The organism is Mesorhizobium sp. P2_C7 (assembly GCF_056404515.1).
In genome coordinates, this window is record NZ_JBFUDW010000003.1 from 294,527 (window position 1) to 320,334 (window position 25,808).

General features: G+C 63.1%; 26 protein-coding genes. 17 read left to right on the forward strand and 9 right to left on the reverse strand.

Annotated elements, in window-relative coordinates:
* Positions 1-38: 38 nt before the first annotated feature.
* Positions 39-761 carry an SDR family oxidoreductase gene (locus AC1D2G_RS09130; RefSeq protein WP_477413425.1) on the reverse strand — a complete coding sequence of 241 codons (723 nt, stop codon included), beginning with the start codon at positions 759-761 and terminating at the stop codon, positions 39-41.
* Positions 758-1,603, reverse strand: a complete 846-nt coding sequence (locus tag AC1D2G_RS09135) for an SDR family NAD(P)-dependent oxidoreductase (RefSeq protein WP_477413427.1) — start codon at positions 1,601-1,603, stop codon at positions 758-760. Before AC1D2G_RS09135 ends, AC1D2G_RS09130 begins: the two co-directional genes overlap by 4 nt.
* 103 nt (positions 1,604-1,706) lie before the next feature.
* Here AC1D2G_RS09135 and AC1D2G_RS09140 point away from each other — a divergent pair, with 103 nt between their 5' ends.
* Positions 1,707-2,594 (forward strand): helix-turn-helix transcriptional regulator, encoded by an 888-nt coding sequence (locus tag AC1D2G_RS09140; protein ID WP_477413429.1) that lies wholly within the window; start codon positions 1,707-1,709, stop codon positions 2,592-2,594.
* A gap of 13 nt (positions 2,595-2,607) precedes the next feature.
* Here the strand turns inward: AC1D2G_RS09140 and AC1D2G_RS09145 are convergent, their stop codons facing one another.
* Positions 2,608-3,243, reverse strand: a complete 636-nt coding sequence (locus AC1D2G_RS09145) for a TetR family transcriptional regulator C-terminal domain-containing protein (RefSeq protein WP_095088913.1) — start codon at positions 3,241-3,243, stop codon at positions 2,608-2,610.
* Positions 3,244-3,485: 242 nt separating this feature from the next.
* Between AC1D2G_RS09145 and aptA the strand changes: the two genes are divergently transcribed.
* The 5 genes from aptA to AC1D2G_RS09170 all read left to right on the forward strand — a co-directional run bounded on the left by aptA (position 3,486) and on the right by AC1D2G_RS09170 (position 8,417).
* A complete protein-coding gene (aptA, locus tag AC1D2G_RS09150; RefSeq protein WP_095088901.1) occupies positions 3,486-4,814 on the forward strand; it encodes an omega-aminotransferase AptA in 1,329 nt (442 codons plus the stop codon).
* A 70-nt stretch (positions 4,815-4,884) separates the two neighbouring features.
* The gene (locus AC1D2G_RS09155; RefSeq protein WP_477302221.1) at positions 4,885-6,135 is read left to right on the forward strand and encodes a Zn-dependent hydrolase; all 1,251 of its coding nucleotides are present in this window, start codon (positions 4,885-4,887) and stop codon (positions 6,133-6,135) included.
* A 64-nt stretch (positions 6,136-6,199) separates the two neighbouring features.
* Positions 6,200-7,651, forward strand: a complete 1,452-nt coding sequence (hydA, locus tag AC1D2G_RS09160) for a dihydropyrimidinase (protein WP_477226954.1) — start codon at positions 6,200-6,202, stop codon at positions 7,649-7,651.
* Between the two features lie 2 nt (positions 7,652-7,653).
* Positions 7,654-8,025 (forward strand): hypothetical protein, encoded by a 372-nt coding sequence (locus tag AC1D2G_RS09165; RefSeq protein ID WP_477413431.1) that lies wholly within the window; start codon positions 7,654-7,656, stop codon positions 8,023-8,025.
* Between the two features lie 41 nt (positions 8,026-8,066).
* Complete coding sequence (locus AC1D2G_RS09170) at positions 8,067-8,417, forward strand: hypothetical protein (RefSeq protein WP_477413433.1); 351 nt, start codon at positions 8,067-8,069, stop codon at positions 8,415-8,417.
* A gap of 20 nt (positions 8,418-8,437) precedes the next feature.
* Here the strand turns inward: AC1D2G_RS09170 and AC1D2G_RS09175 are convergent, their stop codons facing one another.
* Entirely contained in the window at positions 8,438-8,836 is a 399-nt protein-coding gene (locus AC1D2G_RS09175) for a cupin domain-containing protein (protein WP_477226957.1), read from the reverse strand.
* 146 nt (positions 8,837-8,982) lie between these two features.
* Between AC1D2G_RS09175 and AC1D2G_RS09180 the strand changes: the two genes are divergently transcribed.
* From AC1D2G_RS09180 to AC1D2G_RS09195, 4 genes are read left to right on the forward strand one after another with little or no spacing between them, the layout of a single operon-like run.
* Positions 8,983-9,774: an ABC transporter ATP-binding protein gene (locus tag AC1D2G_RS09180; protein ID WP_457152353.1), complete on the forward strand. Its 792-nt coding sequence runs from the start codon at positions 8,983-8,985 to the stop codon at positions 9,772-9,774.
* 13 nt (positions 9,775-9,787) lie between these two features.
* The gene (locus tag AC1D2G_RS09185; protein WP_477301961.1) at positions 9,788-10,666 is read left to right on the forward strand and encodes an ABC transporter permease; all 879 of its coding nucleotides are present in this window, start codon (positions 9,788-9,790) and stop codon (positions 10,664-10,666) included.
* Positions 10,663-11,817 carry an ABC transporter permease gene (locus tag AC1D2G_RS09190; protein ID WP_477413435.1) on the forward strand — a complete coding sequence of 385 codons (1,155 nt, stop codon included), beginning with the start codon at positions 10,663-10,665 and terminating at the stop codon, positions 11,815-11,817. The genes AC1D2G_RS09185 and AC1D2G_RS09190 overlap by 4 nt, the downstream gene beginning before the upstream one ends.
* A 40-nt stretch (positions 11,818-11,857) precedes the next feature.
* Positions 11,858-12,829, forward strand: a complete 972-nt coding sequence (locus AC1D2G_RS09195) for an ABC transporter substrate-binding protein (RefSeq protein WP_477413437.1) — start codon at positions 11,858-11,860, stop codon at positions 12,827-12,829.
* 42 nt (positions 12,830-12,871) lie between these two features.
* Here AC1D2G_RS09195 and AC1D2G_RS09200 read toward each other — a convergent pair whose 3' ends face one another.
* A complete protein-coding gene (locus AC1D2G_RS09200; protein ID WP_457152357.1) occupies positions 12,872-13,330 on the reverse strand; it encodes an Lrp/AsnC family transcriptional regulator in 459 nt (152 codons plus the stop codon).
* 124 nt (positions 13,331-13,454) lie between these two features.
* On the opposite strand from AC1D2G_RS09200, the gene AC1D2G_RS09205 reads away from it, so the two are divergent.
* On the forward strand, positions 13,455-14,738 hold the full coding sequence (locus tag AC1D2G_RS09205; RefSeq protein ID WP_477413439.1) for a cystathionine gamma-synthase family protein: 1,284 nt from the start codon (positions 13,455-13,457) through the stop codon (positions 14,736-14,738).
* 211 nt (positions 14,739-14,949) lie between these two features.
* Positions 14,950-15,390, forward strand: coding sequence for a CHRD domain-containing protein (locus tag AC1D2G_RS09210; protein WP_477226963.1), 441 nt, complete (start codon positions 14,950-14,952; stop codon positions 15,388-15,390).
* A 116-nt stretch (positions 15,391-15,506) separates the two neighbouring features.
* Here the strand turns inward: AC1D2G_RS09210 and AC1D2G_RS09215 are convergent, their stop codons facing one another.
* From AC1D2G_RS09215 to AC1D2G_RS09225, 3 genes are all read right to left on the reverse strand, one after another.
* On the reverse strand, positions 15,507-17,156 hold the full coding sequence (locus tag AC1D2G_RS09215; protein WP_477413441.1) for a thiamine pyrophosphate-binding protein: 1,650 nt from the start codon (positions 17,154-17,156) through the stop codon (positions 15,507-15,509).
* Positions 17,153-18,328: a CaiB/BaiF CoA transferase family protein gene (locus tag AC1D2G_RS09220; RefSeq protein WP_477413442.1), complete on the reverse strand. Its 1,176-nt coding sequence runs from the start codon at positions 18,326-18,328 to the stop codon at positions 17,153-17,155. Before AC1D2G_RS09220 ends, AC1D2G_RS09215 begins: the two co-directional genes overlap by 4 nt.
* Positions 18,329-18,462: 134 nt before the next feature.
* Entirely contained in the window at positions 18,463-19,395 is a 933-nt protein-coding gene (locus AC1D2G_RS09225) for an alpha/beta fold hydrolase (RefSeq protein ID WP_477413444.1), read from the reverse strand.
* Between the two features lie 188 nt (positions 19,396-19,583).
* Here AC1D2G_RS09225 and AC1D2G_RS09230 point away from each other — a divergent pair, with 188 nt between their 5' ends.
* On the forward strand, positions 19,584-20,591 hold the full coding sequence (locus tag AC1D2G_RS09230; RefSeq protein WP_477413446.1) for a ribonuclease T2 family protein: 1,008 nt from the start codon (positions 19,584-19,586) through the stop codon (positions 20,589-20,591).
* Between the two features lie 86 nt (positions 20,592-20,677).
* Positions 20,678-21,292 carry a hypothetical protein gene (locus tag AC1D2G_RS09235; protein ID WP_477413448.1) on the forward strand — a complete coding sequence of 205 codons (615 nt, stop codon included), beginning with the start codon at positions 20,678-20,680 and terminating at the stop codon, positions 21,290-21,292.
* Between the two features lie 18 nt (positions 21,293-21,310).
* On the opposite strand, the gene AC1D2G_RS09240 is transcribed toward AC1D2G_RS09235, so the two are convergent.
* Positions 21,311-22,597, reverse strand: a complete 1,287-nt coding sequence (locus AC1D2G_RS09240; RefSeq protein ID WP_477395138.1) for a GGDEF domain-containing protein — start codon at positions 22,595-22,597, stop codon at positions 21,311-21,313.
* Positions 22,598-22,869: 272 nt separating this feature from the next.
* On the opposite strand from AC1D2G_RS09240, the gene ettA reads away from it, so the two are divergent.
* The 3 genes from ettA (at position 22,870) to AC1D2G_RS09255 (ending at position 25,758) form a co-directional block, all read left to right on the forward strand.
* Positions 22,870-24,519 carry an energy-dependent translational throttle protein EttA gene (gene ettA / locus AC1D2G_RS09245; protein ID WP_457151700.1) on the forward strand — a complete coding sequence of 550 codons (1,650 nt, stop codon included), beginning with the start codon at positions 22,870-22,872 and terminating at the stop codon, positions 24,517-24,519.
* 43 nt (positions 24,520-24,562) lie between these two features.
* Entirely contained in the window at positions 24,563-25,330 is a 768-nt protein-coding gene (tam, locus tag AC1D2G_RS09250; RefSeq protein ID WP_477413450.1) for a trans-aconitate 2-methyltransferase, read from the forward strand.
* 92 nt (positions 25,331-25,422) lie between these two features.
* Complete coding sequence (locus AC1D2G_RS09255) at positions 25,423-25,758, forward strand: hypothetical protein (RefSeq protein ID WP_477413452.1); 336 nt, start codon at positions 25,423-25,425, stop codon at positions 25,756-25,758.
* The last annotated feature ends 50 nt before the right edge of the window (positions 25,759-25,808 follow it).

Genomic DNA, 25,808 nt, shown 5'->3' on the forward strand with positions numbered 1-25,808 from the left:
CCAGCCGAGGGGCATAACCGGGGCTTGGGGCGATATGATCAAGCCGCAAATCGCAGGCCGCCGTCGCAGGTCAGCACCTGACCGGTCATGAAGCCGTTGGAGACGAGAAAGGCGATTGCCTCGGCGACGTCCTCGGCGCGGCCGATGCGGCCGACCGGGGTCTTGCAGGCATAGTCGGCAAACAGCGCTTGCCGCTGCTCCTCGGCGAGAAAATCCCACCAGGGCGTATCGATGACGCCAGGCGCCACAACATTGACGCGTAGCGGCTTCAGCTCCACGGCCAGAATCGGCACCACCGTCAACAGCATGCCGTTGATGGCGGCGATGCCGGCGACGCCCGGCGTCGCGAGCTGAGCCGATACTGCCGAGATGAAGGTGGCCGATCCGCTCTTGTTCAGCGTCGGCAAGGCGGCTTGCAGGCATGACAGTTGTGGGCGGACTTTCTCGTCGACGCCGCTGCCGATATCGGTCAGGTCTAGCGTCTGGAAGGGGCCAAGGCCCTTGCCGCCGCTGGCCGCCAGGACCAGGTGGTCGAAGGAGCCGAGGCGTTCGAAGAACTGGCTGACTTCGTCCGGCTTCGAGGCATCGAACGCAGCCTTCTCGACGGCCCCGCCGAGGCTCTTCCACGCGCCGCTAAGCCTATCCTGGTTGCGCCCAGTGATGGTCACCTTCATGCCGGGGCCAATCAGCTTGCGCGCCGTCGCCAGGCCGATGCCGGACGAACCGCCGATGATGACGGTGTGCTGGATTGTGGTGGTCATGAATGCTGTTCCTTCGATGTTGGGGAGGCGAGGTCGACGAGGTCGAGGCTCAAAGCTCGCAACTGTTGTCTTGCCTTGGCGTCGTAGGCCTGGGCGTCGGCGCGGGATTCCCGCAGGCCGTCGAAATACAGGCCGCCGCGTCCGTCCAGCGCCGATGAAGTCGCGAGGTTGAGGATGGCGTCGGCGCCGGTTTCGACCGAACTCCATGGCGTGACGCCTGCCTGGCGGACCATGGTGGTGTTCATGTAGCTGGCCGGATGCAGCGCGTTGACGGTAACGCCTGTCGCTTTCAATTCCTGCGCAAGGTCGACGGTGAACAGGATCTGCGCCAGCTTGCTCTGGCAATAGGCGCGCACGCCGTCGTAGCTGCGGGTCAGCATGACATCGCCGAAGTCGATCGCCTGCTGCCCGGCCGAGGCAACATTGACGATGCGCGCCGGCGCGCTTGCCTTCAGCAATGACAGAAGTTCCGATGTCAGCAGGAAACCGGCGAGATAGTTGACGGCAAAGCGCAGTTCGTAGCCGTCGGCGCTGACCTGCCTTTTGGCACCTTGGCCTGCGGTGCCGATGCCGGCATTGTTGATGAGGATGTCGAGCCGGTCCGTCCTGGCGCGCACGGCTTCGGCGAGACGGCGCACCTCGGCCAGCGAGGAGAGGTCGGCGACCAGCAGCTCGGCCTTGCCGCCGGCGGCTTCGATGTCGGCGACGGTCGCCTTACCGCGCGTCGCATCGCGGCCATGCACCAGCACGCTGGCGCCATCAGCTCCGAGCCTTTGCGCGACGACGCGGCCGACGCCGTCGGTCGATCCGGTGACGAGGATTGTCTTGTCTTTGAGTTTCATGTTCGGAGCCTCCGTTCTGTTGCTCTGAACGGAAGATGGGACAGCGGGCGCGCGTCAAACAGTTCAAACTTTATCCTGGTATCAATACTGCTATATTAGATTCATGGAATCCCAACCTCACCCTGCTCCCACGCACTCCGCCGAAGACAGCCGCAGGCGCGAGCTGGGCGCTTTCCTGCGCTCGCGCCGCGAAAGGCTGACGCCATCGGCCACAGGCATTGCCACCGGCCTCAGGCGGCGCACGCCCGGGCTGCGGCGCGAGGAGGTGGCGATGATCGCCGGCGTCGGCACCACCTGGTACACATGGCTGGAGCAGGGGCGGGACGTCAGGCCCTCGGTCGAGGTGCTGACGGCGCTTGCCGAGGCGCTGCGCCTCGACGCCGCCGAAAAGCAGCATCTGTTCATCCTAGCCGGCCGCCAGCAGCCGGAGCGTCGCGCCGTGGCGCCGGAAAAGGTCGACGGCCCCTTGCTGCACATGCTGCAGAGCCTGGTGCTGCAGCCGGCCTATGTCGTCGGCCGGCGCTGGGACGTGCTGGCCTGGAACCCGGCGGCGGTCGCGGTGTTCGGCGACTATGGTCTGCTGGAGGGTGATGCCCGCAACATCGTCCACATGGTCTTCACCAATCCGCACCACCGGCGGCTGCTGGTCGACTGGGAGCAACTGGCGCGCATCGTGCTGGCCTCGTTCCGGGCCGCAAGCGCCAGATATGTAGGCGATCCGGATTTCGAGCGGCTGATCGAGTTGATGACGCGCTCGAGCCCGGAGTTTCGCGCCTGGTGGCCGCAGCGCGACGTGGCGCACCGACTGTCGGGGGTGAAGCATGTCAGGCATCCGAGTGCTGGCGGCATGACGTTCGAGCATATGAGCTTGTCGGTGGGCGACGGCTCCGACATGAAGCTGATCGTCTACACGCCGCTTGCCGAGCAGAACTCGATCGCAAAGCTGCGGACATTGCTGGATGCGCTGCCGGCCGAACGGCGCAGCGCCTGATAGCCGCCGAAAGTTAGTTTTTCGGCTTCAGCCCGTCGAGGAACAATTGCTCCAGAAAACGGGCGGCATCCTCGAAACGGCCATCGCCGCCGCGGTCGGGGCCGAGCACGGCTCGGACCTGGACGTCGAAATCGGCATAGTGCTGCGTTGTTGCCCAGATCGAGAAGATCAGATGCCAGGGGTCGGTCCTGGCGATCTTGCCGGCGCGCATCCAGCTCTTGATGACGGCGGCCTTTTCATCGACCAGCGTTTTCAGTTCACCCGCCAGCAGCGGCATGATGCGCGGCGCCCCTTGCAGTATCTCATTGGCGAACAGCCGGCTCTCGCGCGGAAAATCGCGCGCCATTTCGAGCTTGCGCCTGATGTAGTTACGCAATTCGGTCATGGGATCGCCGATGTCGTCCAGCTCGCGCAGCGGTGCCAGCCAGGTATCGAGCAGGCGCTGCATCAGCGTCTCGTGGATGTCCTCCTTGCGGCGGAAATAATAAAGCAGGTTCGGCTTCGACATGCCGGCGGCTTCGGCTATCTGGTCGATGGTCGAGCCGCGAAAGCCGTTGGTGGAGAAAACCTCGAGCGCCGCCTCCAGGATGAGTTCGCGCTTTTCCTGCTGGATACGGGTGCGGCGAGGGGCGTCCGTGCTGGTGGTCACCGTTGCCAGCCCTCGCTTTGCCAAACCTCGCGTTCAAGGTCATCTGGACCAATTCTCTGGACCAGTTTTTCCTTGGCCTGTGGAACGCACTTCAGGTGCCGCATTTCCGCTAGTAATCCCTTGACCGCCGACAGGGCGGTGCTAACGTTTGTCCAATCGGTCAAAAATTTGCGTAGCACGAAATCGCAACGAAGACCAAGCGTTGGGCGCACCGAAACAAGTTACAAGGGGAAGTCTTGGTCATGTCCAACCGGCTGAAAGTCACGCCGAACGATCTCAGTGCATTCTGGATGCCGTTCACGGCAAACCGGCAGTTCAAGCAGGCGCCGCGCATGATGGTGTCCGCCAAGGACATGCATTACACGACCAGCGATGGCCGCAAGGTGCTGGACGGCACCGCGGGCCTGTGGTGCGTCAACGCCGGCCACTGCCGGCCGAAGATCACCGAGGCCATCCAGCATCAGGCCGCAGAGCTCGACTACGCGCCGGCCTTCCAGATGGGCCATCCGATCGTCTTCGAACTGGCGAATCGCCTGGTCGACCTCGCGCCGAAGGGCATGGACCATGTCTTCTTCACCAATTCCGGCTCGGAATCGGTCGAAACGGCGCTCAAGATGGCGATCGCCTATCACCGCGCCAAGGGCGAGGGCTCGCGCACGCGTCTGATCGGCCGCGAGCGCGGCTATCACGGCGTCAATTTCGGCGGCATTTCGGTCGGCGGCATCGTCTCCAATCGCAAGATGTTCGGCACGTTGCTCGGCGGCGTCGACCACATGGCGCACACGCATCTGCCCGAGAAGAACGCCTTCACCAAAGGCGTGCCGGAGCATGGCGCGGAACTGGCCAACGAGCTTGAGCGTATCGTCGCCCTGCATGACGCCTCGACCATCGCCGCCGTCATTGTCGAGCCGGTCGCCGGTTCCACCGGTGTGATCCTGCCGCCCAAGGGCTATCTGCAGAAGCTGCGCGAAATCTGCACCAAACACGGCATCCTCTTAATCTTCGACGAGGTCATCACCGGCTTCGGCCGTCTCGGCACACCGTTCGCCGCCGACTATTTCGGCGTCACGCCCGACATCATGACCACCGCCAAGGGCGTCTCCAACGGCGTCATCCCGATGGGCGCGGTGTTCGTGAAGAAGGAAATCCACGACGCCTTCATGACCGGCCCCGAGCACATGATCGAGTTCTTCCACGGCTACACCTATTCGGGCAATCCGATCGCCTGCGCGGCGGCCCTGGGCACGCTCGATACCTACAAGGAAGAGGGCCTGCTGACCCGTGGCGAGGAACTGGCTCCCTATTGGGAAGACGCACTGCACTCGCTGAAGGGCGAGCCGAACGTCATCGATATCAGAAACATCGGCCTGATCGGCGCGATCGAGCTGGCGCCGATCGCTGGCCAGCCGACCAAACGGGCCTTCTCGGCCTTCGTCAAGGCGTTCGAGCGCGGCGCGCTGATCCGCACCACCGGCGACATCATCGCGCTGTCGCCGCCGCTGATCATCACCAAGGGCCAGATCAACGAATTGATCGACCATGTGCGGGATGTCCTGCGCTCGATAGACTAATCTGCCTATACCTGGACGGGTGGCGACGGGAACCGCCGCCCGCCCAGGACATGAAATGAGAGGACTTGGCATGGCCGCACCCGGCGAGAATCTGCGAATCAATTCAGACCGCTTGTGGGATTCGATAATGGAGATGGCGAAGATCGGCCCCGGCATTGCCGGCGGCAACAATCGCCAGACCGTGACCGACGAGGACGGCGAGGGCCGGCATCTGTTCAAGCGCTGGTGCGATGCGGCCGGGCTCGAAATGGGCGTCGACGAGATGGGCACGATGTTTGCCCGCCGCGAAGGCGCCGATCCCAGCCTGCCGCCGGTCTATGTCGGCAGCCATCTCGATACGCAGCCGACCGGCGGCAAGTATGACGGCGTGCTCGGCGTGCTGGGCGGGCTTGAAGTGGTGCGGTCGCTCAACGATCTCGGCATCAAGACCAAACATCCGATCGTCGTCACCAACTGGACGAATGAGGAAGGCGCGCGCTTTGCCCCGGCAATGATGGCATCCGGCGTGTTTGCCGGTGTGCTCGACCAGGCCGATGTCTATGAGCATACAGACAAGCAAGGCAAGAAATTCGGCGAGGAGCTTGAACGCATCGGCTGGAAGGGTGCCGAGAAGGTCGGCGACCGCAAGATCCATGCCTTCTTCGAACTCCATATCGAGCAGGGACCGATCCTCGAGGACGAGGGCATCGACATCGGTGTCGTCACCCACGGGCAAGGGCTGAAGTGGCTGCAGGTGACGCTGACCGGCAAGGAGGCGCATACCGGCTCGACGCCAATGCCGAAGCGCCGCAATGCCGGGCTCGGCATGGCGCGAGTGATCGAACTGGTGCACGAGATCGCCATGGACTACCAGCCCGACGCCGTCGGCGCGGTCGGCCATATGGAGGTGTTTCCCAACTCGCGCAACATCATCGCCGGCCGCACCGTCTTCACCATTGACATCCGCTCGCCCGAAAAGGAAGTGCTGGATGCGATGGACGGCCGCATCCGCGAAGGCATCGACACGATCTGCGAGGCGCTCGACATCCAGTACAAGATCGAGCAGGTCGGCGCTTTCGACCCGGTCACCTTCGACGCCGGCTGCGTCAAGGCGATCCGCGATGCCGCCGAACGCCTCGGCTATACGCACCGCAACATCGTCTCCGGCGCCGGCCACGATGCCTGCTGGATCAATCGCGTTGCGCCGACCGCGATGGTGATGTGCCCTTGCGTCGACGGGCTCAGCCACAACGAGGCCGAGGACATCTCCAAGGAATGGGCGTCGGCTGGTGCCGACGTGCTGTTCCATGCCGTGGTGGAGACGGCTGTCATCGTGGAGTGAGCCTCAAATCCGCATTCCAAACGCCGCTCGCAAAGAAGCGCGAAGAGAACAAGGGAACAAGAAAATGACCAAAGTCATCAAGAACGGCACCATCGTCACTGCCGACCGCACGTGGAAGGCCGATGTGCTGGTCAAGCACGGCAAGATCGTCGCCATCGGTTCGGACCTGCATGGCGACCACGAATTCGATGCCACCGGCTGCTATGTCATGCCGGGCGGCATCGATCCGCATACCCATCTCGAAATGCCGTTCATGGGCACCTATTCGGCCGATGATTTCGAATCCGGCACACGCGCGGCGCTTGCCGGCGGCACCACAATGGTGGTCGATTTCTGCCTGCCGGCGCCGCAGCAGTCGCTGCTGGAAGCCTTGCAGATGTGGGACAACAAAACCTCGAAAGCATCCTGCGACTATTCCTTCCACATGGCGATCACCTGGTGGGGCAAGCAGGTGTTCGACGAGATGGCCACCGTCGTCGACAAGGGCATCACCTCGTTCAAGCATTTCATGGCCTACAAGGGCGCGCTGATGGTCGACGACGACGAGATGTATGCGTCGTTCCAGCGTTGCGCCGACCTTGGCGCGCTGCCGCTGGTGCATGCCGAGAATGGCGACGTCGTTGCCGCCCTGTCGCAGAAGCTTTTGGCGGCCGGCAACAATGGCCCCGAGGGTCACGCCTATTCGCGGCCTCCGGAAGTGGAAGGCGAGGCGACCAACCGCGCCATCATGATCGCCGACATGGCAGGCGTGCCGCTCTACGTCGTGCATGTCTCCTGTGAGCAGAGCCACGAGGCGATCCGCCGGGCCCGGCAGAAGGGCATGCGAGTGTTCGGCGAGCCGCTGATCCAGCACCTGACGCTCGACGAGAGCGAGTATTTCAACAAGGACTGGGACCATGCGGCGCGCCGCGTCATGAGCCCGCCCTTCCGCAACAAATTGCACCAGGATTCGCTGTGGGCCGGCCTGCAGGCGGGTTCGTTGCAGGTGGTGGCGACCGACCATTGCGCCTTCACAACAAAGCAGAAACGCAACGGCGTCGGCGATTTCACCAAAATCCCGAACGGCACCGGCGGGCTGGAAGACCGCATGCCGGTGCTGTGGACCACCGGCGTCAACACCGGCCGGCTGACGATGAACGAGTTCGTCGCCGTGACCTCGACCAACATCGCCAAGATCCTCAATATGTACCCGAAGAAAGGCGCCATCGTCGAAGGCGCTGACGCCGACATCGTCGTCTGGGATCCGAAACGCAAGAAGAAGATCTCGTCGAAGAAGCAGCAATCTGTCATCGACTACAATGTCTTCGAAGGGTTCGAGGTGACCGGCCTGCCGCGCTTCGTGTTCTCGCGCGGCGAATTGTCGATCCAGGAGGCCGAGGTCAAGGCCAAGCCGGGGCACGGCGAGTTCGTGGCCCGCGAGCCGAACGCGGCGGTCAACCGGGCGCTGTCGACGTGGAAGGAAATTTCCGCGCCGCGCAAGGTCGAACGCACCGGCATCCCGGCGACCGGGGTTTGAGCTTGGCGCGCTCGGCCGCGCTCATTTCGTTGGTCCTGGCGGCAGTTGTCGCTGGTCCGGCATCAGCGAGCGGCGTGCTGGCCGGCTCCTGGGGCAATGATGTCGGCTGCGCCGGCGTCAAGGCCGGCTATCAGGACAGCGATGCCTATATCGTGCTGACCGCCGAGGGCATCGAGACCTATGGCAGCGGCTGCCGGTTCGCGCAGCAATTGACGTCGGTGCTGGGCGCCCAATCGCTGACTTCGACCTGTTCCGCCGAGGGCGAGGCGGGGACGACGCTAGAAACAATCGTGGTCACCAACAAGGGGGAGGATGGTTTCTTCGTCTCCATTCCGGGCCTTGAAGAAATGGGGCCGCTGCAATCATGTTCGTGACTTGGGGCGTTGGCATGCGCGGTTTTGGTCTGTCTGTTGCAATGGCGCTCGTGCTGGCTGCCGGTCAGGCTTCGGCAAAGGGGATTGATCTGTCCGAGCCCTGTGGCAACAAGTCCGGCTGCATCAACAAGAACGGCCAGGAAGTCTATGCCGAGGACATGCTGCTGCTGACGGACACGGATCTGGTCACCGTGGCAAGCGCCTGCACCTTTACCGACAAGCAGGCGAAATCGGACGGTTCTCTGGTCATCAAGGCGCAATGCGAGGCCGAAGGCGAGGATGGGCAGTCGCCGGCAGAGTTCACCGTCAAGCAAAGCCCCAAGAGCGCCAAGAAGCTGGAGATCACCGATGCGGACGGTAATGTCATGGGGGAAGTCTCCCGGTGCCGATGACAATCAAGTTCCCATCGGCTTCAAGCGACCAGCGCATCCAGTTCCGGCAGCAGGACGACGCTTTCCTGTTCGTTGGGATCGGTGCGGGCAATGACGGCAGAAGACGGGGCGCCGCTGAGATTGGCCGGCAGATGCGGCACGCCGGCCGGAATGTAGAAGAGGTCGCCGGCCTTGACGACGATATGGTGCTCCAGCCGGTCGCCATACCAGGTATGGACTTCGCCGGAGAGCACGTAGATCGCCGTTTCATGGTTCTCGTGCATGTGCGCCTTGGCGCGGGCGCCGGGCGGCATCGTCAGTATGTGCATGCAGATGCCGGAGGAACCGACGGTTTCAGTGGCGATGCCGGCAAAATAGGTCAATCCCTGCTTGCCTTCATAAGTGGTTTCAGGGCGGATAAGATGACAAGTGGGCGACATCGGGGAAACTCCGGGCGTCGATTGAGCGGGACAAAATTAGTGGGACTGGGGCCAATGGGACAGGGGCGAGTGGAAAACAACATCGCGATAAAAGCAATCGGATTCCGGTCGGCGCCGCAGTGGCCGGAACAGGCAGGCAGCAAGCGATGACGGGGATTTCGCCAGCCGTCGTCGCGGCAAGCCAACTCGGACTGACCTTCCAGACCAATGACGGGCCGGTGCAGGCGCTGTCCAATGTCGACCTGACCATCGGCAAGGGTGAGTTCGTCTCCTTCATCGGGCCGTCGGGCTGCGGCAAGACCACCTTGCTGCGCGTCATCGCCGATCTGGAGAAGCCAACCTCGGGGACGATTTCGGTCAACGGCATGACGCCCGAACAGGCGCGTGAGAAACGCGCCTATGGCTATGTCTTCCAGGCCGCGGCGCTGTTTCCGTGGCGCACCATCGAGCGCAATGTCGGGCTGCCGCTGGAGATCATGGGCCTGTCCAAGGCAGAGCAGGCGGAGCGCATCAATCGCACGCTCGACCTCGTCAACCTCTCGGGTTTCGAGAAGAAATATCCCTGGCAGCTTTCTGGCGGCATGCAGCAGCGCGCGTCAATTGCCCGGGCCCTGGCCTTCGACGCCGACCTTCTGTTGATGGACGAGCCATTCGGCGCGCTGGACGAGATCGTGCGCGACCACCTCAACAAGCAATTGCTGGAACTGTGGGGACGCACCAACAAGACCATCTGCTTCGTGACCCACTCCATTCCCGAAGCCGTGTATCTGTCGACACGCATCGTCGTCATGTCGCCACGCCCGGGCCGCGTTACTGATGTCATCGAATCGACGCTGCCGAAGGAGCGGCCGCTCCACATCCGCGAGACGCCGGAATTCCTGGCGATCGCAGCCCGCGTCCGGGATGGTCTGCGGGCAGGGCACAGCTATGAAGATTGAGGCGGTGCGCTAGATGGACAGCTTCCGCGACAAGCTCGTTCCGGTGACCTCGATCCTCGCTGGCGTGGTCGTGCTCTGGTACGTTTTCGCCGTTATCCTCAACACGCCGTTCCAGCGCGATCTCGACCGGCGCGCCGGTGAAACCCCTGCCTTGAGCGAATTCATCGGCAAAACGCTGTCGCAGCCGAAGCCGACGCTGCCGGCGCCACATCAGGTGGCGGTCAATTTCTTCGAGAACACCTTTCTGCGCCCCGTCACGTCGAGCCGCAGCCTCGTCTACAATGCCTGGGTGACACTGTCGTCGACGCTGCTTGGCTTTGCTTTCGGCACGGGGCTCGGCATTATCATCGCCGTCGGCATCGTGCATGTGGCGACGCTAGACCGCAGCCTGATGCCGTGGATCATCGCCTCGCAGACCATTCCCATCCTGGCGGTGGCGCCGATGATCATCGTCGTGCTGGCGGCGGTCGGCATCACCGGGCTCATCCCGAAGGCGATGATCTCGACCTATCTGTCGTTCTTCCCGGTAACCGTGGGCATGGTGAAGGGCCTGCGCTCGCCGGAGATCATGCATCTAGACCTGATGCACACCTACAATGCCAGCGCGTCGCAGACCTTCTGGAAGTTGCGCGTGCCGGCCTCGGTGCCGTTCCTGTTCACATCGATGAAGGTGGCCGTGGCGGCGAGCCTGGTCGGTGCCATCGTAGGCGAACTGCCGACAGGTGCCGTCGCGGGGATCGGCGCCAAACTTCTGGCCGGCGCCTATTACAGCCAGTCCATCGACATCTGGTCGGCGCTGGTCGCCGGTTCGGTGGTGGCCGCACTTCTGGTCATGGTGGTCGGCATTGCCGGGCGCATCGTCGACCGCGCCATGGGCGGGAGGCCGGCATGAATTGGCTGAAACCCTCGTGGCAAGCGGTGCTCGCCATCGCGTTGTGCCTGATCGCCGTGGCGCTCGGCGCGATGTCGAAGCCGGAAGCGGCAGCGCTTGCAGACCCGGCAGTCAGCTTCAACTACCCCTACCTCACAACGAAGGGCTTGATCTTCGGCCTGGCCGTGCTGGCGGCGCTGATCTCGATGACCAGGATTCCGCCCCTTGCAGAGGCGGTGGTGCTGTTTGTCGGCGCCCACCTCGTCGCATGGTTGCTGATATCGGGCATAGCCGGTTTTGAAGGCACGGCACTGGCGCCGTACTTTTTGCTGCTCACTGCTGCCTGGCTGCTCGGCTGGCGCTGCGTCGCCGTCCTGTCGGAGCTTCGCCCGATGGCGAACTGGGCCCGGAGCGCGCTGCGCCTGATCATCCCCGCCATTTTCGGCGCCTGGATCCTGATCATCTGGGAAGCCGTGACGCGGGGCGCCGGCATTCCCTTCATCCTTTTGCCGCCGCCAAGCGCCATCGGCGCGCGCATCGCCAACTCGCTGCCGGTGCTCGGCGCCGATGTCCGGCAGACGATCTTCAAGGCGGTGATCTTCGGGTATGTCGTGGGCAGCGGCGCCGGCTTCATCACCGCGATCCTCGCCGATCGCGTACCGTTCCTGCGCCGCGGGCTCTTGCCGATCGGCAACATGGTCTCGGCGCTGCCGATCATCGGCGTCGCCCCGATCATGGTCATGTGGTTCGGCTTCGACTGGCAGTCCAAGGCGGCGGTCGTCATCATCATGACCTTCTTCCCGATGCTGGTGAACACGGTCGCCGGGCTCGCCGCGTCCGGCCATATGGAACGCGACCTGATGCGCACCTACGCGTCGGGCTACTGGCAGACGCTGCTGAAACTCCGGCTGCCGGCAGCAGCGCCCTTCATCTTCAATGCGCTGAAGATCAACTCGACGCTGGCGCTGATCGGCGCCATCGTCGCCGAGTTCTTCGGCACGCCTGTCGTCGGCATGGGCTTCCGCATCTCGACCGAGGTCGGGCGGATGAACATCGACATGGTCTGGGCCGAAATCGCAGTTGCAGCACTTGCGGGTTCGGTCTTTTATGGCGTGGTCGCTCTTGTCGAAAGAGCCGTCACGTTTTGGCATCCCTCTGTCCGTGGTGGATAGGGCGGTGGGTTTAAGGGTACTAACTTCAGAGGGTAAAAAGATGAAAAGACTGATTATTCCTGTTCTGGCCGGCGCTATGTCGCTAGCCGCGTTCCAGGCAATGGCCGCCGACAAGGTGACGTTGCAGCTGAAATGGGTCACGCAGGCCCAGTTTGCCGGCTACTATGTTGCCAAGGCCAAGGGTTTCTACGAGGCCGAAGGTCTCGACGTCGATATCAAGCCGGGCGGTCCCGACATTGCGCCCGAGCAGGTGATCGCCGGCGGTGGCGCCGACGTCATCGTCGACTGGATGGGCGGTGCGCTGGCCGCTCGCGAAAAGGGCGTGCCGCTGGTCAACATCGCCCAGCCGTTCAAGAAGGCCGGCATGGAGCTGGTCTGCCCGAAGGACGGCCCGATCAAGACCGAAGCCGACTTCAAGGGCCACACGCTCGGCGTCTGGTTCTTCGGCAATGAGTATCCGTTCTACGCCTGGATGAACAAGCTCGGCCTGAAGACCGAAGGCGGCCCGGATGGCGTCACCGTACTGAAGCAGAGCTTTGACGTGCAGCCGCTGATCCAGAAGCAGGCCGACTGCATCTCGGTCATGACCTACAACGAGTACTGGCAGTTGATCGACGCCGGCTACAAGCCGGAACAGCTGACCGTGTTCAACTATTCGGCGATGGGCAACGACCTGCTCGAGGACGGGCTCTATGCATCGGAAGACAAGCTCAAGGATCCGGCGTTCGAGGACAAGATGGTGCGTTTCGTGCGCGCCTCGATGAAGGGCTGGAAATACGCCGTCGACAACAATGACGAGGCGGCAGGCATCGTCATGGACGGTGGCGGCCAGGACGAGAACCACCAGAAGCGGATGATGAGCGAAATCGCCAAGCTGATCGACAATGCCGACGGCAAGCTCGATCCGGCGACCTACGAGCGCACCGCCAAGGCGCTGCTCGACCAGAAGATCATCACCAAGGAGCCGAAAGGCGCCTACACCACCGCCATCACCGACAAGGCGGTCAAGTAAGCCCAGCCGGCAATATCTTGATATTGACGAACGGCGCCTCTGTCAGAGGCGCCGTTCCTTTATGGTGTTCATGACGAAGCTGGTCTCGATCGAGGCTACGCATTTCAGCCGCGCGATCTTTTCCTTGATGAAGCGCTCGTACTGTTCGAGGCTGCCCGTCACCACCTTCAGCACATAGTCGCGCGAGCCAGTGACGAGGTGGCATTCCAGCACCTCTTCCCAGCCGCGGATCGCGTCCTCGAACATGACGATCTCGTCCTCGTTCTGACGGCTGAGCCGGACGGTGGCGATGGCGACCATGCTCCAGCCGAAGGCGGCCGGATCGACCAGCGTGGTGTAGCCTCTGATGACGCCGGTCTCCTCCAGCCGCCGCACCCGCCTCAGACAGGGCGACGGCGACAGGCCTATCCGTTCGGCAAGCTCGTTGTTGGTGATGCGGGCGTCGGCCTGCAGTTCCTGGAGAATCCTGCGGTCGAAATCATCGGCTATCTTTTGTTGCACTTTCGGCCTCTCCCGGCAATTTGTTGCGAGGATGCAGCCATGCACGCCCAAAAATAGCAAGGACTGCGCGATAGGGATCGCATAAATTGCCGAGCGACACTCCTCGAGAAAGCAGGAAAAAGCCATGCCCGCGCCACGCCCGTCGAAAACCCATATCGGCAACCACAAGCTCCATCCGGAGACGCTGATGCTGAGCTATGGCTTCGATCCGCAGCTTTCGGAGGGCGCGGTCAAGCCACCGGTGTTCCTGACCTCGACATTCGTGTTCAAGTCGGCGGAAGAGGGACGCGACTTCTTCGACTACACGTCCGGCCGCAAGGAGCCGCCGAGCGGCACGGCGTCCGGTCTGGTCTATTCGCGCTTCAACCATCCCAACAGTGAGATCGTCGAGGACCGGCTGGCGATCTATGAGGGGACGGATGCCTGCATCCTGTTTTCGTCAGGCATGTCGGCGATCGCGACGACACTTCTCGCCTATGCTCGTCCGGGCGACGTCATCCTGCATTCGCAACCGCTTTATGGCGGCACCGAGACGCTCTTGACGCGCACGCTTTCCGGCTTCGGTATCGGTGCTGTCGGCTTCGCGGACGGCGTCGACGAGACGGCGGTGCGCGCGGCAGCCGACGCTGCAGTCGCGAAGGGCCGTGTCTCGGTCATCCTGATCGAGACGCCGTCAAATCCCACCAACAGCCTGGTCGACATCGCGCTGATGCGCAAGATCGCCGACGAAATCGGCGCGCGCCAAGGGTCGGCGCCGATCATCGTCTGCGACAACACGCTGCTTGGTCCGGTGTTCCAGAGGCCCATCGAACACGGCGCCGATGTGTCCGTCTATTCGCTGACCAAATATGTCGGCGGCCATTCCGACCTGATCGCGGGCGCCGCCATGGGCAGCAAGGCCGTCACCAAACCGATCAAGGCGCTGCGCGGCGCGATCGGCACGCAGCTCGACCCGCATTCCTGCTGGATGCTTGGCCGTTCGCTGGAGACGCTGTCGATCCGCATGGAGCGGGCGAACGACAATGCGCGCATGGTCGCTGAATTCCTGCGCGATCATGCCAAGGTCGAGAAGGTGCATTACCTGCCTTTCCTGGGCGAGGATACGCCGGCCGGCCGCGCCTATAAGGCACAGTGCAGCGGCGCCGGCTCGACCTTCTCCTTCGACATACGCGGCGGACAGAAGGCGGCTTTCGCCTTTCTCAACGGCCTGCAGATATTCAAGCTGGCTGTAAGCCTCGGCGGAACGGAATCGCTGGCCAGCCACCCAGCGGCCATGACCCATTCGGGGATACCCTTCGACGTGCGCCAACGTATCGGCGTGCTGGAGACCACGGTCAGGCTGTCGATCGGTGTAGAGCATCCGGACGATTTGATCGCCGACCTGACGCAGGCGCTGGCAGCGGTCTGACCGTCTCCGAGGCGCGCCTCGGCAGCGAGGCGGAGGCGCCGTCGCGGCTTTGAGTTGGATAATCCCAGGAGGGGCGGGCAACCGCCTCTCTCTTTATCGGTCGTCATCACATATGCGTGCGCCGAGGATACTTTTGGCCGGTAGATCGTTGTGGTGATGTATCCATGCGCTGGGGGGCCGCAGGGTGTTTCATCCAACGGAGGTTTCTAAAATGCGCATGCAGTCCATTTCGCCGATCGTTTCGGCACTTGCCGTCACTGTTTCTATCTTCCTTGTCTCGCCGGCCTTGGCCGACACGGAAAAGTTCACTGCGACGCTCGATGGCGGCCAGCAGAGCCCGCCCGTCACCACGAAGGGCAAAGGCACGGCCACTCTCACGTTCGACACGGCCAAGAAGAAGCTCAGCTGGAACGTCAAATATTCCGGTCTCAGCGGGCCGGCGACGGCCGCGCACATTCACGGCCCGGCGGCGATGGGTGAAAACGCCGGACCCGTCATCCCGTTCAAAAAGCTCAAGAGCCCGATCAAGGGATCGGAGACGTTGACCGATGCGCAGGCCGCTGACCTCGAGGCCGGCAAATACTACGTCAACGTCCACACCGCCGCCAACAAGGACGGCGAGATCCGCGGCCAGATCGAAAAGGCGAAGTAGGATAACGTCGCCCCGGGGGACTGGGGGACTGAATTACCTCGAAGTTAAGGAACAGCGTCCCCTCCGTCCGGTAGGATGGAGGGGACGCGACGCTGTTCGACCCATGCCGTTGGTGCTCAGGCCTTGTCGCGGATCTGGGTCATCGTCCGGGTCGGCGTGATCGCCTCGGGGTCGAGCCTGATCTCGACGATCGCCGGTTTACCGCTGGCGCGGGCACGCTCGAAGGCGGAAGCGAAATCCGCGGTCTTCTCGACAGTCTCGCCATGGCCGCCATAGGCGCGGGCCAAGGCCGCAAAGTCGGGGTTCTTGAGATCCGTGGCAACGACGCGGCCGGGATATTCGCGCTCCTGATGCATGCGGATGGTGCCGTAGATGCCATTGTTGACGACGACGACGATGATCGGCAGGTCATACTGGACGGCGGTGGCGAACTCCTGCCCGTTCATCAGGAAGCAGCCGTCGCCGGCAAAGGCAACCACCATGCGATCCGGGAACAGCCCTTTGGCGGCGACCGCGGCAGGGGTGCCATAGCCCATCGAGCCTGACGTCGGGGCTGCCTGCGTGGCGAAGCGGCGCGAGCGGTGGAAGCGATGCACCCAGGTGGCGTAGTTGCCGGCACCGTTGGTGAGGATGGCGTCGTCGGGCAACACCTTTTCGAGGTAGTTCATGATCGGCCCCATCTGGACCGGGCCGGGACCGCTCTCCGGCGGCGTCGACCAGTCGAGATAGGCCGCATGCAGCTTTGGCGTCTCGGCTGCCCAGACGGGCGCGGCGGCCGGCCTGCGCTTGGCGAAGGCTTGAACGAAGGCCGAAGGCGAGGCGTTGATTGCCAGTGTCGGCCGGTAGACGCGGCCGAGTTCGCCGGCATCGGCATGGACATGGACCAGCGTCTGGTCGGGGTAGGGGCTTTTCAGCAGCGTGTAGTCGGACGACGGCATTTCGCCCATGCGGCCGCCGATCAGCAGCACGAGATCGGCCTGCTTGATCGCGGTGGCCAGCTTCGGATTGATGCCGATGCCGACATCGCCGGCATAGTTCGGATGCAGATGGTCGAACAGCATCTGGCGGCGGAAGGAACAGCCGACCGGCAGCGACCACGCTTCGGCGATCGTGCGCATCTGCGCCACGGCCTCGGCATCCCAGCGGGTGCCTCCGAGGATGACGAATGGCCGCTTGGCCTTGGCCAGCAATGCCTCCAGCGCGTCGAGTTCGGCTTCGCCAGGCTGGGTTTCGACCGATGTGTGCGGCAAGGCGATGGGCGCTTCGACGACACTGGTCAGCATGTCTTCGGGAAGTGAGATGACTACCGGGCCGGGGCGGCCCGATGTCGCCACCGCGAAGGCGCGGGTGACGAATTCCGGGATGCGCGAGGCATCGTCGATCTCGACCACCCATTTGGCGATGTCGCCGAAGAAACGCTTGTAGTCGACTTCCTGGAAGGCCTCGCGCTCCTTGGCATGGCTGGCGACCTGGCCGATGAACAGGATGACGGGAACCGAGTCCTGCATGGCGATGTGGATGCCGGCGGACGCATTGGTAGCGCCGGGCCCGCGGGTGACGAAGCAGATGCCGGGCTTGCCGGTCAGGCGGCCATGGCAATCGGCCATCATGGCGGCGCCGCCTTCCTGGCGGCAGACGATGGTGCGGATCGCCGAATCGTGCAGCGCGTCGAGCACCGCCAGGTACGATTCGCCAGGCACGCAATAGATGCGGTCGGTGCCGTTGGCTTCGAGTGCGTCGACGATCAGTTGTCCGCCAGTCTTCATTGTCCAGACTTCTCCAGTTCGGCAAGGATTTCTTGCGTGTGCTCGCCGAGGCGCGGCGAGGGACGCTCATAGACGAGCGGCGTGCCGGACATCACCATCGGTGCGCGCACCGATGGCAGAAGATTGCCATGGCCGTCGTCAAGGTCGAGCCGCATGCCGCGCGCGATCGTCTGCGGGTCGGCAAACATCTGGCTGATCGTGTTGATCGGGCTCGCCGGCACGCTGGCCGCCTCCAGCTTTGCCAGCAGCGGGTCGCGATCAAAGATCTTCAGCGCCTCGATCATGTGCTCGCGCAGCTTGACCCGGTTGGTGACGCGGGCAGGGTTGGTGGCGAAGTCGGGATTTGCGGGCAAATCGTCGAGCCCGACGGCGGCACAGAATTTAACGAACTGGCCGTCATTGCCGACCGCCAGGATGATGTGACCATCCCTGACCGGGACCACCTCGTAAGGCGCGATGTTCATATGCGCATTGCCCATCTGCACCGGCGACTTGCCGGAAACGAGATAGTTGAGGTTCTGGTTGCCGAGCGCCGAGATCTGGGTGTCGAAAAGCGCCATGTCGATATGCTGGCCGTCACCGGTCTGTTCGGCATGGCGCAATGCCGCCTGGATGGCGATGACCGAATAAAGGCCGGTGAAGATATCGGAGATGGCGACGCCGGCCTTTTGCGGCTCGCGGCCGACCTCGCCGGTGATCGACATCATGCCGGCCATTGCCTGGATGATGAAATCATAGCCGGCGCGCGGCGCGTAGGGACCATCCTGGCCGAAGCCGGTGATCGAGCAGTAGACGAGGCGAGGGTTGATCGTCTTCAGGCTGTCGTAATCGAGGCCGTATTTCTTGAGGCCGCCGAGCTTGAAGTTCTCGATCAGCACATCCGACGTCGCAACCAGCCGGCGCACCGTCTCGGCACCCTCGGGCGTCGAGAAGTCGATGGCAATGGAGCGCTTGCCGCGATTGCAGGAATGGTAATATGCGGCCGACAGGTTCTCGCCGTCCTTGCCCATGACGAAGGGCGGGCCCCATTTGCGGGTGTCGTCGCCGCCATCGGGGCTCTCGACCTTGATGACATCGGCGCCGAGATCGGCCAGTAATTGCCCGGCCCAGGGCCCGGCAAGGATGCGGGCGAGTTCGACGACGCGGACGCCTTTCAGTGGGGGTTCGGCCATAAATCACCGTGGTTGCTGCAATCACTTTGATTGCTGCGAAAGCAGAGCCTCTATCAAGCCCGGCGGTGGCTGTCACGGCCCTTGCAATGGGCCAAGGTGCCAGTTCGACGCGGATTCGCACCGCTTTGGCCGCGTTATTGTTCTAGCAAGCCGTTGGCCCAGGTCGCGAAATCGTCCATGATGATGTCGCGGTTGACCTCGTTCAGGCTTTCGTGGCGGGTGTCGGCGTAAACCTTTGAAACTAGATTCGAAAACCCCATCATGCGCATGCGATTGGCAAGATGGGTGATCCCTTTGCCGTAGTCCGAGGCGGGATCCTTCTCGCCACCGACGACGCTGACTGGGAGATCGCGCCTGATGCCGGCAAAGCAGGCGTCCCTGCCACCATTCAGCGCCATGCCGACGACGTCGCGCCACATCGACACCGACGCGTCCCAACCGCAGAGCGGATCGGCGATGTAATTCGCCACCTCAGCCTCGTCGCGCGACAGCCAGTCGAACAGCGTGCGGTGATTGGGCACGGCCTTGCCCCAGGCCCGAAAGGTGAGTTTCGGCAGCAGGCGCGATGGGACATCTGAGCCCAGCCGCATGCGTTCCCAGCCAAGAATACCCAAGGCCAGCTGGCCGAGCAGGCGTTGCGAGAAGTTGCCGTTCCAGATCGCGGCCGCATGAACGCGTGGCGAGTGGTGCAACAGGAAGTTCAGCGCCACGGACGCACCCATCGAATGGCCAAAGAGGATGACCGGCAGGTTCGGCTGTTCGCGGGCGATGAGATCATGGACGGCGCCGACATCGGCGATCACCTTGGCGGGGCCATCCTGGTCGGCGAATTTGCCGAGTGGCGCATCGAGCGCCTTGGTCGCGCCATGGCCGCGATGGTCGTGGACATAGACGTGGTATCCGCGCGGGCCAAGAAAATCGGCGAAGCGGGCATAGCGCGCGGCGTGCTCTGCCAGCCCGTGATTGATCTGCACGACGGCACGCGGCCTGCCATCGGCCTGCCTGACGAAGAGATTGAGGCCGGCACCCGTCGGCGAGCGAACCACGCGCTGCTGGCTGAATGACATGCCGCTCGGTCTCCTGGTTCTGACCGCCATCGTGGCGCCGGCTTTGTTTGCGCCGGCACCAGTTTTGCGTCAATCCGCTGTGCCTGACTTTCCGCGACGATGTTTCTTGCCTTTGGCCAGCAAAATATCGCAATTCTGACATGGAGACAGCTTCAGTCTGTCGCCCACTTCTTCAGCCGGGGATTCCTATGCGCATTGGTGTTGTTTTCGGATTGGCCATGCTAGCGGCCTCGCTGGCCGGTGCGGCGCGTGCCGACGTCAAGATGAGGGGCACCTTCGTCGCCGATGCGGCCTGTCCGGCAACGCAAGCCATCAAGAATAGCAAGAATCCGGGCAACGTCTCGACCGATGCTGGACAGAGCTACCAGCTGCTTGCCGGGAACAAGGATGCGCCTACGCATTATCTCATCCTGGTGCCGGGGGCCGATCCGGAGCGCCGCTGGGTGAAGGTCAGCTGCGGCCACGTGTCCGGCAGCAGCGCCGCGACGGTGCCGGCAGCACCTGGCGGGCAAGGCAAGCCGGCGGCGTCGGGAAAGCCTGAATATGTCTTCGCGCTGAGCTGGCAGCCGGCTTTTTGCGAGACCAAGTCGAGCAAGACCGAATGCAAGGCGCAAAGCGCAGGCGATTTCGACGCCACGCATTTCACCTTGCACGGGCTGTGGCCGCAGCCGAACGGCAATTTCTATTGCCAGGCGACAGCGAGCGACAAGGCCAATGACAATCCGGCCCACTGGAAGGACCTGCCACCGGTCAATCTGGATGCCAGCACCCGCACGGAACTCGACCAGGTGATGCCGGGTACCGCTTCCCATCTCGAGCGGCATGAATGGATCAAGCACGGCACCTGCTACGGCAAGAGCCAGCAGGACTATTTCTCCGACGCGCTCAATTTGATGCGCGCGGTGAACAGCTCGCCGGTGCGCGATCTCTTTGCCAAGAACATCGGCGGCAAGCTGACGGCGGACCAGATCCGCGGCGCCTTCGACAGCGCCTTTGGCGCTGGGGCAGGGGACCGGGTGCGCGTCTCCTGCGTCATCGATCCGTCCAGCGGCAGGCGGCTGATCGGCGAACTGACGCTCGGCCTTGCCGGCCCGATCGGCCCAGACAGCTCGCTAAAGGATCTGCTGCTAGCTTCGGTGCCGACCAACAAGGCCGGGTGCCCGACCGGCACCGTGGACGCGATCGGGTTCCAGTAAGCACTGGCTGAACGCCGACGCCGGACTGTCGCCTTGCCTCGTCGTGGTGCTATGCTGCGCCGAGCATCATTCGGGCGGGGGTCTCAATGGATGGCATTACGAGCAGCGCGCTGGCGCGGCTGGCCTTCTGGGCCAAGGGCATGGTCGCGATAAACGATGCCCGCATGGAATGGCCTGGTTTTTCCTATACCGATGCCGAATGGGCGCGCATGCAGACGCTCTCCGAACCGATCACCGCCGGCAGCTACCAGCTGTTCACGATCGTCAACGCGGTGATCTTCATCACCATTGCTGCGCTCGGCATTTTCGGCGTCTTCCTGCCGCTGGCGACAGTGCTGTTTCCCGTACCGGCCGAGACCAGCGCGCTGAAGTTTTCGCTGCTGCTGGCGGCCTGCGCCTTCCTCATCATCGGTCTTGGCCTGCCGATCTCTATGCGCCTCTCGGCAGTGCTGGCGGCCAGCAGGGCGGTGCGTGCGGCGCTTGTCGCTGCGCCCGGCGACGAGGCGCTAGCCTCAAGAGTGTCCTGGCAGATCAACCGCATCATGCTGATCATGTGCGGCCTGCTGGTGCCAGGCATCCTGCTGTTCATAGCCTATGACATCGAAGCCGGACCGGTCATCACCGCACTGAAATGGCTGGCGATCGCCCTGATGGCGGTCTCCACTTTGGCCGGCGTTCGGCGGCAGAAAAAGTCGTCGTAAGCTTCACGGGACCGTGCTCTAGATCTGAGCGGATTTGGTCCATGCAACGGCGGCATCGGCCTCGTAGCTGTCCGGCTCGCCAACGACGCGATCGCGTCCGGTCGACTTGGCCTTGTAGAGACGCTGGTCGGCAAGCGCGAACAGATCGGCAAGGCAGCGCGTCGTTTCGCTGACGCTGGAGACGCCGGCGCTGACGGTCAGGTCGAAGCGGCTGGTGTTGGCGGAGGCCTTGACCGCATAGCGGATGCTCTCGCCGAACAGCCTGGCGACCGAGTGCGGACGCGAACTGAGGATGGCGAATTCCTCGCCGCCGATCCGGAACACCTGGTCTTCCGCGCTTGCCGCCTCGCCAAGCAGGGTCGCAACGGCTTTCAGCACCTTGTCACCTTCGGCATGGCCGAAACGGTCATTGATCGACTTGAAATGGTCGACATCGATGATCAGCAGGCTGAGCGGCTTCGCCGTTCGCAGGCTGACCTGGACGGCGGCTTCACCATCGCTGTCGAAGCGCCCCCTGTGCAGCAGGCCGGTCAGGCCGTCACGGCCGACGTGTTCGACCAGCGCTTCGTAGCGCTCGCGATAAGTCAGCGTGTCGAAGATGTCGGTCAGTCCGCGCGGCAGCGCGATCTGGCGTTCTTCGAACCATCTGAGGTAGGCCACAAGCATGGTGCTGTAGGTCAGCGCGGCGACCATCTTGGCAAACCAACCGCCGAAAAACACCGCGATCGGCGCGCCGGCGACGAAATGCAGCGCCGTGAAGAACCCCGCCTGGTCGAAGGTGAGCACGCAGGCGACCGAAATCAGGATGCGCGCGAACTGTGCCTTGCGCAGGTATCGCCCGAGCTTTTCATAAAGCAGGATGATCAGGATGGCGTCGACGAACAGCAGCGTCGTGCCCCACACCATCAGCCAGCCCATCTCATCGATGAAACCGATGTCAGGGAGCCTGCCATCGGACAGCGGGGCGATGGCGTGCAGGCGCAACAGCAGCACCAGCCCGATCATCAGCGCATTGCCAAGCAGCAGACCATAGATCGGCTGACGGACGGTGGCGGCGTCCTCCTTCATGTAGAGCAGCAAAAGCATGACCAGCTTGCCGGAAAACAGCACCGCCGAGCCCGGCGAGACCATGCCGAACGGCAAGGCAACGTAAAAGACGCTGGCGAGGTAGGTCTCGAGGAAGTGCATGACGCCAAGCGCGCAGACGAAGACGCCGAGGCCGATGCGCTTCCTGAAGTGGAAAAGCGTCACCATGACGCTGAAGTAGACGACCGCTTCGGCAAGGAGCAGGAAACTGTTCAGCAATGCCGTCGATCCGATCTTTCTCCTGAATCGCGACAAGCCGGCGATTCCACTCGATCCTGTTTTGACGCCGAAGGGTTAACCGGAGCTTTCATCGCGCCCGGCGGCCGGCGGAAAACTTCAGGCCTGGCGGACACTTCCGCGTGTGACCGGCCAGAAGCGGCAAAAGCGATTGCCGTTCGCCGCCGCATCGCCTACATAGCGGCCAACCTCCATTCAATTTGACAAATCCAGTCAGTTTCTCTGGGCCAGTCAGTTTTTCAGGGAAAGCGCGCGTGGCACGCCAGTTCATCTATCACATGGCCGGCCTCAACAAGGCCTATGGCACCAAGAAGGTGCTCGAGAACATCCATCTGTCCTTCTATCCAGATGCCAAGATCGGCATTCTCGGCCCCAACGGCGCCGGCAAGTCGACGATCCTCAAGATCATGGCCGGGCTCGACAAGGAGTGGAACGGCGAGGCGTGGCTCGCCGAAGGCGCCACCGTCGGCTATTTGGCGCAGGAGCCGGCGCTCGATGCGAAGAAGACCGTGTTCGAGAACATCATGGAAGGCGTCGCGGCCAAGACCGCCATCATCGAACGCTACAATGAACTGATGATGAACTATTCCGACGAGACGGCCGATGAGTCGGCCAAGCTCCAGGACGAGATGGACCGGCTGAACCTGTGGGACCTCGAACAGCAGGTCGAGATGGCGATGGAAGCGCTGGGCTGCCCGCCCAAGGACGCCGACGTCACCAAGCTGTCGGGCGGCGAGCGCCGCCGCGTCGCGCTCTGCCAGCTCTTGCTGCGCCAGCCCGACCTGCTGCTGCTCGACGAACCGACCAACCATCTCGACGCCGAGACCACGGCGTGGCTGGAAAAGCATCTGCGCGCCTATCCGGGCGCGGTGATGATCATCACCCACGATCGCTACTTCCTCGACAATGTCACCGGCTGGATCCTGGAACTCGACCGTGGCCGCGGCATTCCCTATGAGGGCAACTACACCAAGTATCTCGAAGCCAAGGCCAAGCGGCTCAAGCAGGAAGGCCGCGAAGACGATGCCCGCCAGCGCGCCATCGGCCGCGAGCGCGAGTGGATTCAGTCGAGCCCCAAGGCCCGCCAGACCAAATCCAAGGCGCGTATCCAGGCCTTCCAGGATCTCCTGGATGCAGCCGACAAGCGGCGGCCGACGGACACGCAGATCGTCATCCCGCATGGCGAGCGGCTCGGCAATGTGGTGATCGAGGTCGACAGCCTGTCGAAGGGCTTTGGCGACACGCTGCTGATCGACGGCCTGGAATTCAAGCTGCCGCCCGGCGGCATCGTCGGCGTCATCGGTCCGAACGGCGCCGGCAAGACGACGCTGTTCCGCATGATCACCGGCCAGGAAAAGCCGGATGCCGGCACCGTCCGCGTCGGCGAGACGGTCAAGCTCGGCTATGTCGACCAAAGCCGCGATGCACTCGATCCGTCAAAGACGGTTTGGGAAGAGATTTCCGGCGGCGCCGAAGTGGTCAAGCTCGGCAAGTTCGAAGCCAACACGCGCGCCTATTGCGCGTCGTTCAACTTCCGTGGCGGCGACCAGCAGCAGAAGGTCGGCAACCTCTCCGGCGGCCAGCGCAACCGCGTGCACCTGGCAAAGATGCTGAAGACCGGCGGCAACGTGCTGCTGCTCGACGAACCGACCAACGACCTCGATACGGAAACGCTGGCGGCACTCGAAGACGCGCTGGAAAATTTTGGTGGCTGCGCGGTCATCATCTCGCACGATCGTATGTTCCTCGACCGCCTGGCGACGCACATCCTCGCCTTCGAGGGTGACAGCCATGTCGAATGGTTCGAGGGCAATTTCGAGGATTACGAGCAAGACAAGATCCGCCGCCTCGGCCCGGATGCCGTCAACCCGCACCGCATGACCTACAAGAGGCTGACGCGATAAGGTTTTTTGGGCGGCGAATTCTCAAGCGACATGAGGAGTTCACATGGCTGATTGGTCCGCCGCCCAGTATCTGAAATTCGAGGACGAGCGCACGCGACCCGCGCGTGATCTCGCGGCGCAGGTACCGGTGGATTTCCCGCGCCGGGTCGTCGACATCGGCTGCGGTCCGGGCAACTCGACCGAGCTGCTTGTCGAGCGCTGGCCGGATGCGCAGATGAGCGGCTTCGACACGTCGCCTGACATGATCGAGAAGGCGAGGGCGCGCCTGCCTGACGTCACCTTTGATCTGGCAGATGCCTCCAAATGGCAGCCGGGGGTGCCGGTCGATGTGATCTTCGCCAACGCGGTGTTCCAGTGGCTGCCCGAGCATCCGGCGGTCTTCCAGCGGCTGATGGGTTTTTTGGCCCCCGGCGGCGCGCTGGCCATTCAGATGCCCGACAATCTTCTTGAGCCGTCGCATCAGGTGATGCGGGAAACCGCGGCCGAAATGCCTTTTGCCGCGAAGATGAAAGACGCGGCCCGCGGTCCGTTGCCACCAGTGTCGTTCTATTATGACTTGCTCTCGCCATTGTCCGCCCGGCTGGATATCTGGCACACCATCTACAACCACCCGCTTGCCGACGCTGAGGCGATCGTCGAATGGGTGAAATCGACCGGGTTGAAACCGTTCCTCGATCCGCTCGAGGCGGACGAGCGCAAAATGTTCCTCGACAGCTACACGGCGAAGATCGCCAAGGCCTATCCGCAGACGGCGAACGGCAAGGTGCTTTTGCGCTTTCCGCGCATCTTCATCGTCGCCAAGCGGGCCTGATTGTCGCGCCAGTTGCGGCCGCTTGACCCGGTTTCGCCGCCGTGCGCATTTCATCGCGTTGGGGTCACGATGGCCCGTGGCAGGGGTGGGTGATGACACTGAAAAAGATGCTTTTCGGCGGCGGCGTGTGCGCGGCAGTGCTTCTGGCGTTCTCGATCTCGGCGGACGCTAAGCGGGCGCGTTGCTATACCAGCGATGACGGCTATTTCTCATGCAGCTACAGGGCGATCGACGACGCGGGCAGCTTCCGCATCTCGGCGCCGGGCTACCCGACCTATGTCCTGGAGATCTACGGGCCGGGCTTTGCCTATGGCTATGTCAATCTCGGCCGCCGCAATGTGCCGGTGCCGGGACAGTTCGTGCGCAGTCGCGACGACGGCGCCTGCTGGAACAACCCGCAGACCAACACCAAGCTGTGCGCCTGGTGAAGTAGATTTAAGCCGGCGTAAACCGCCTCGGTGAGAAAAGTGTTGCGCCC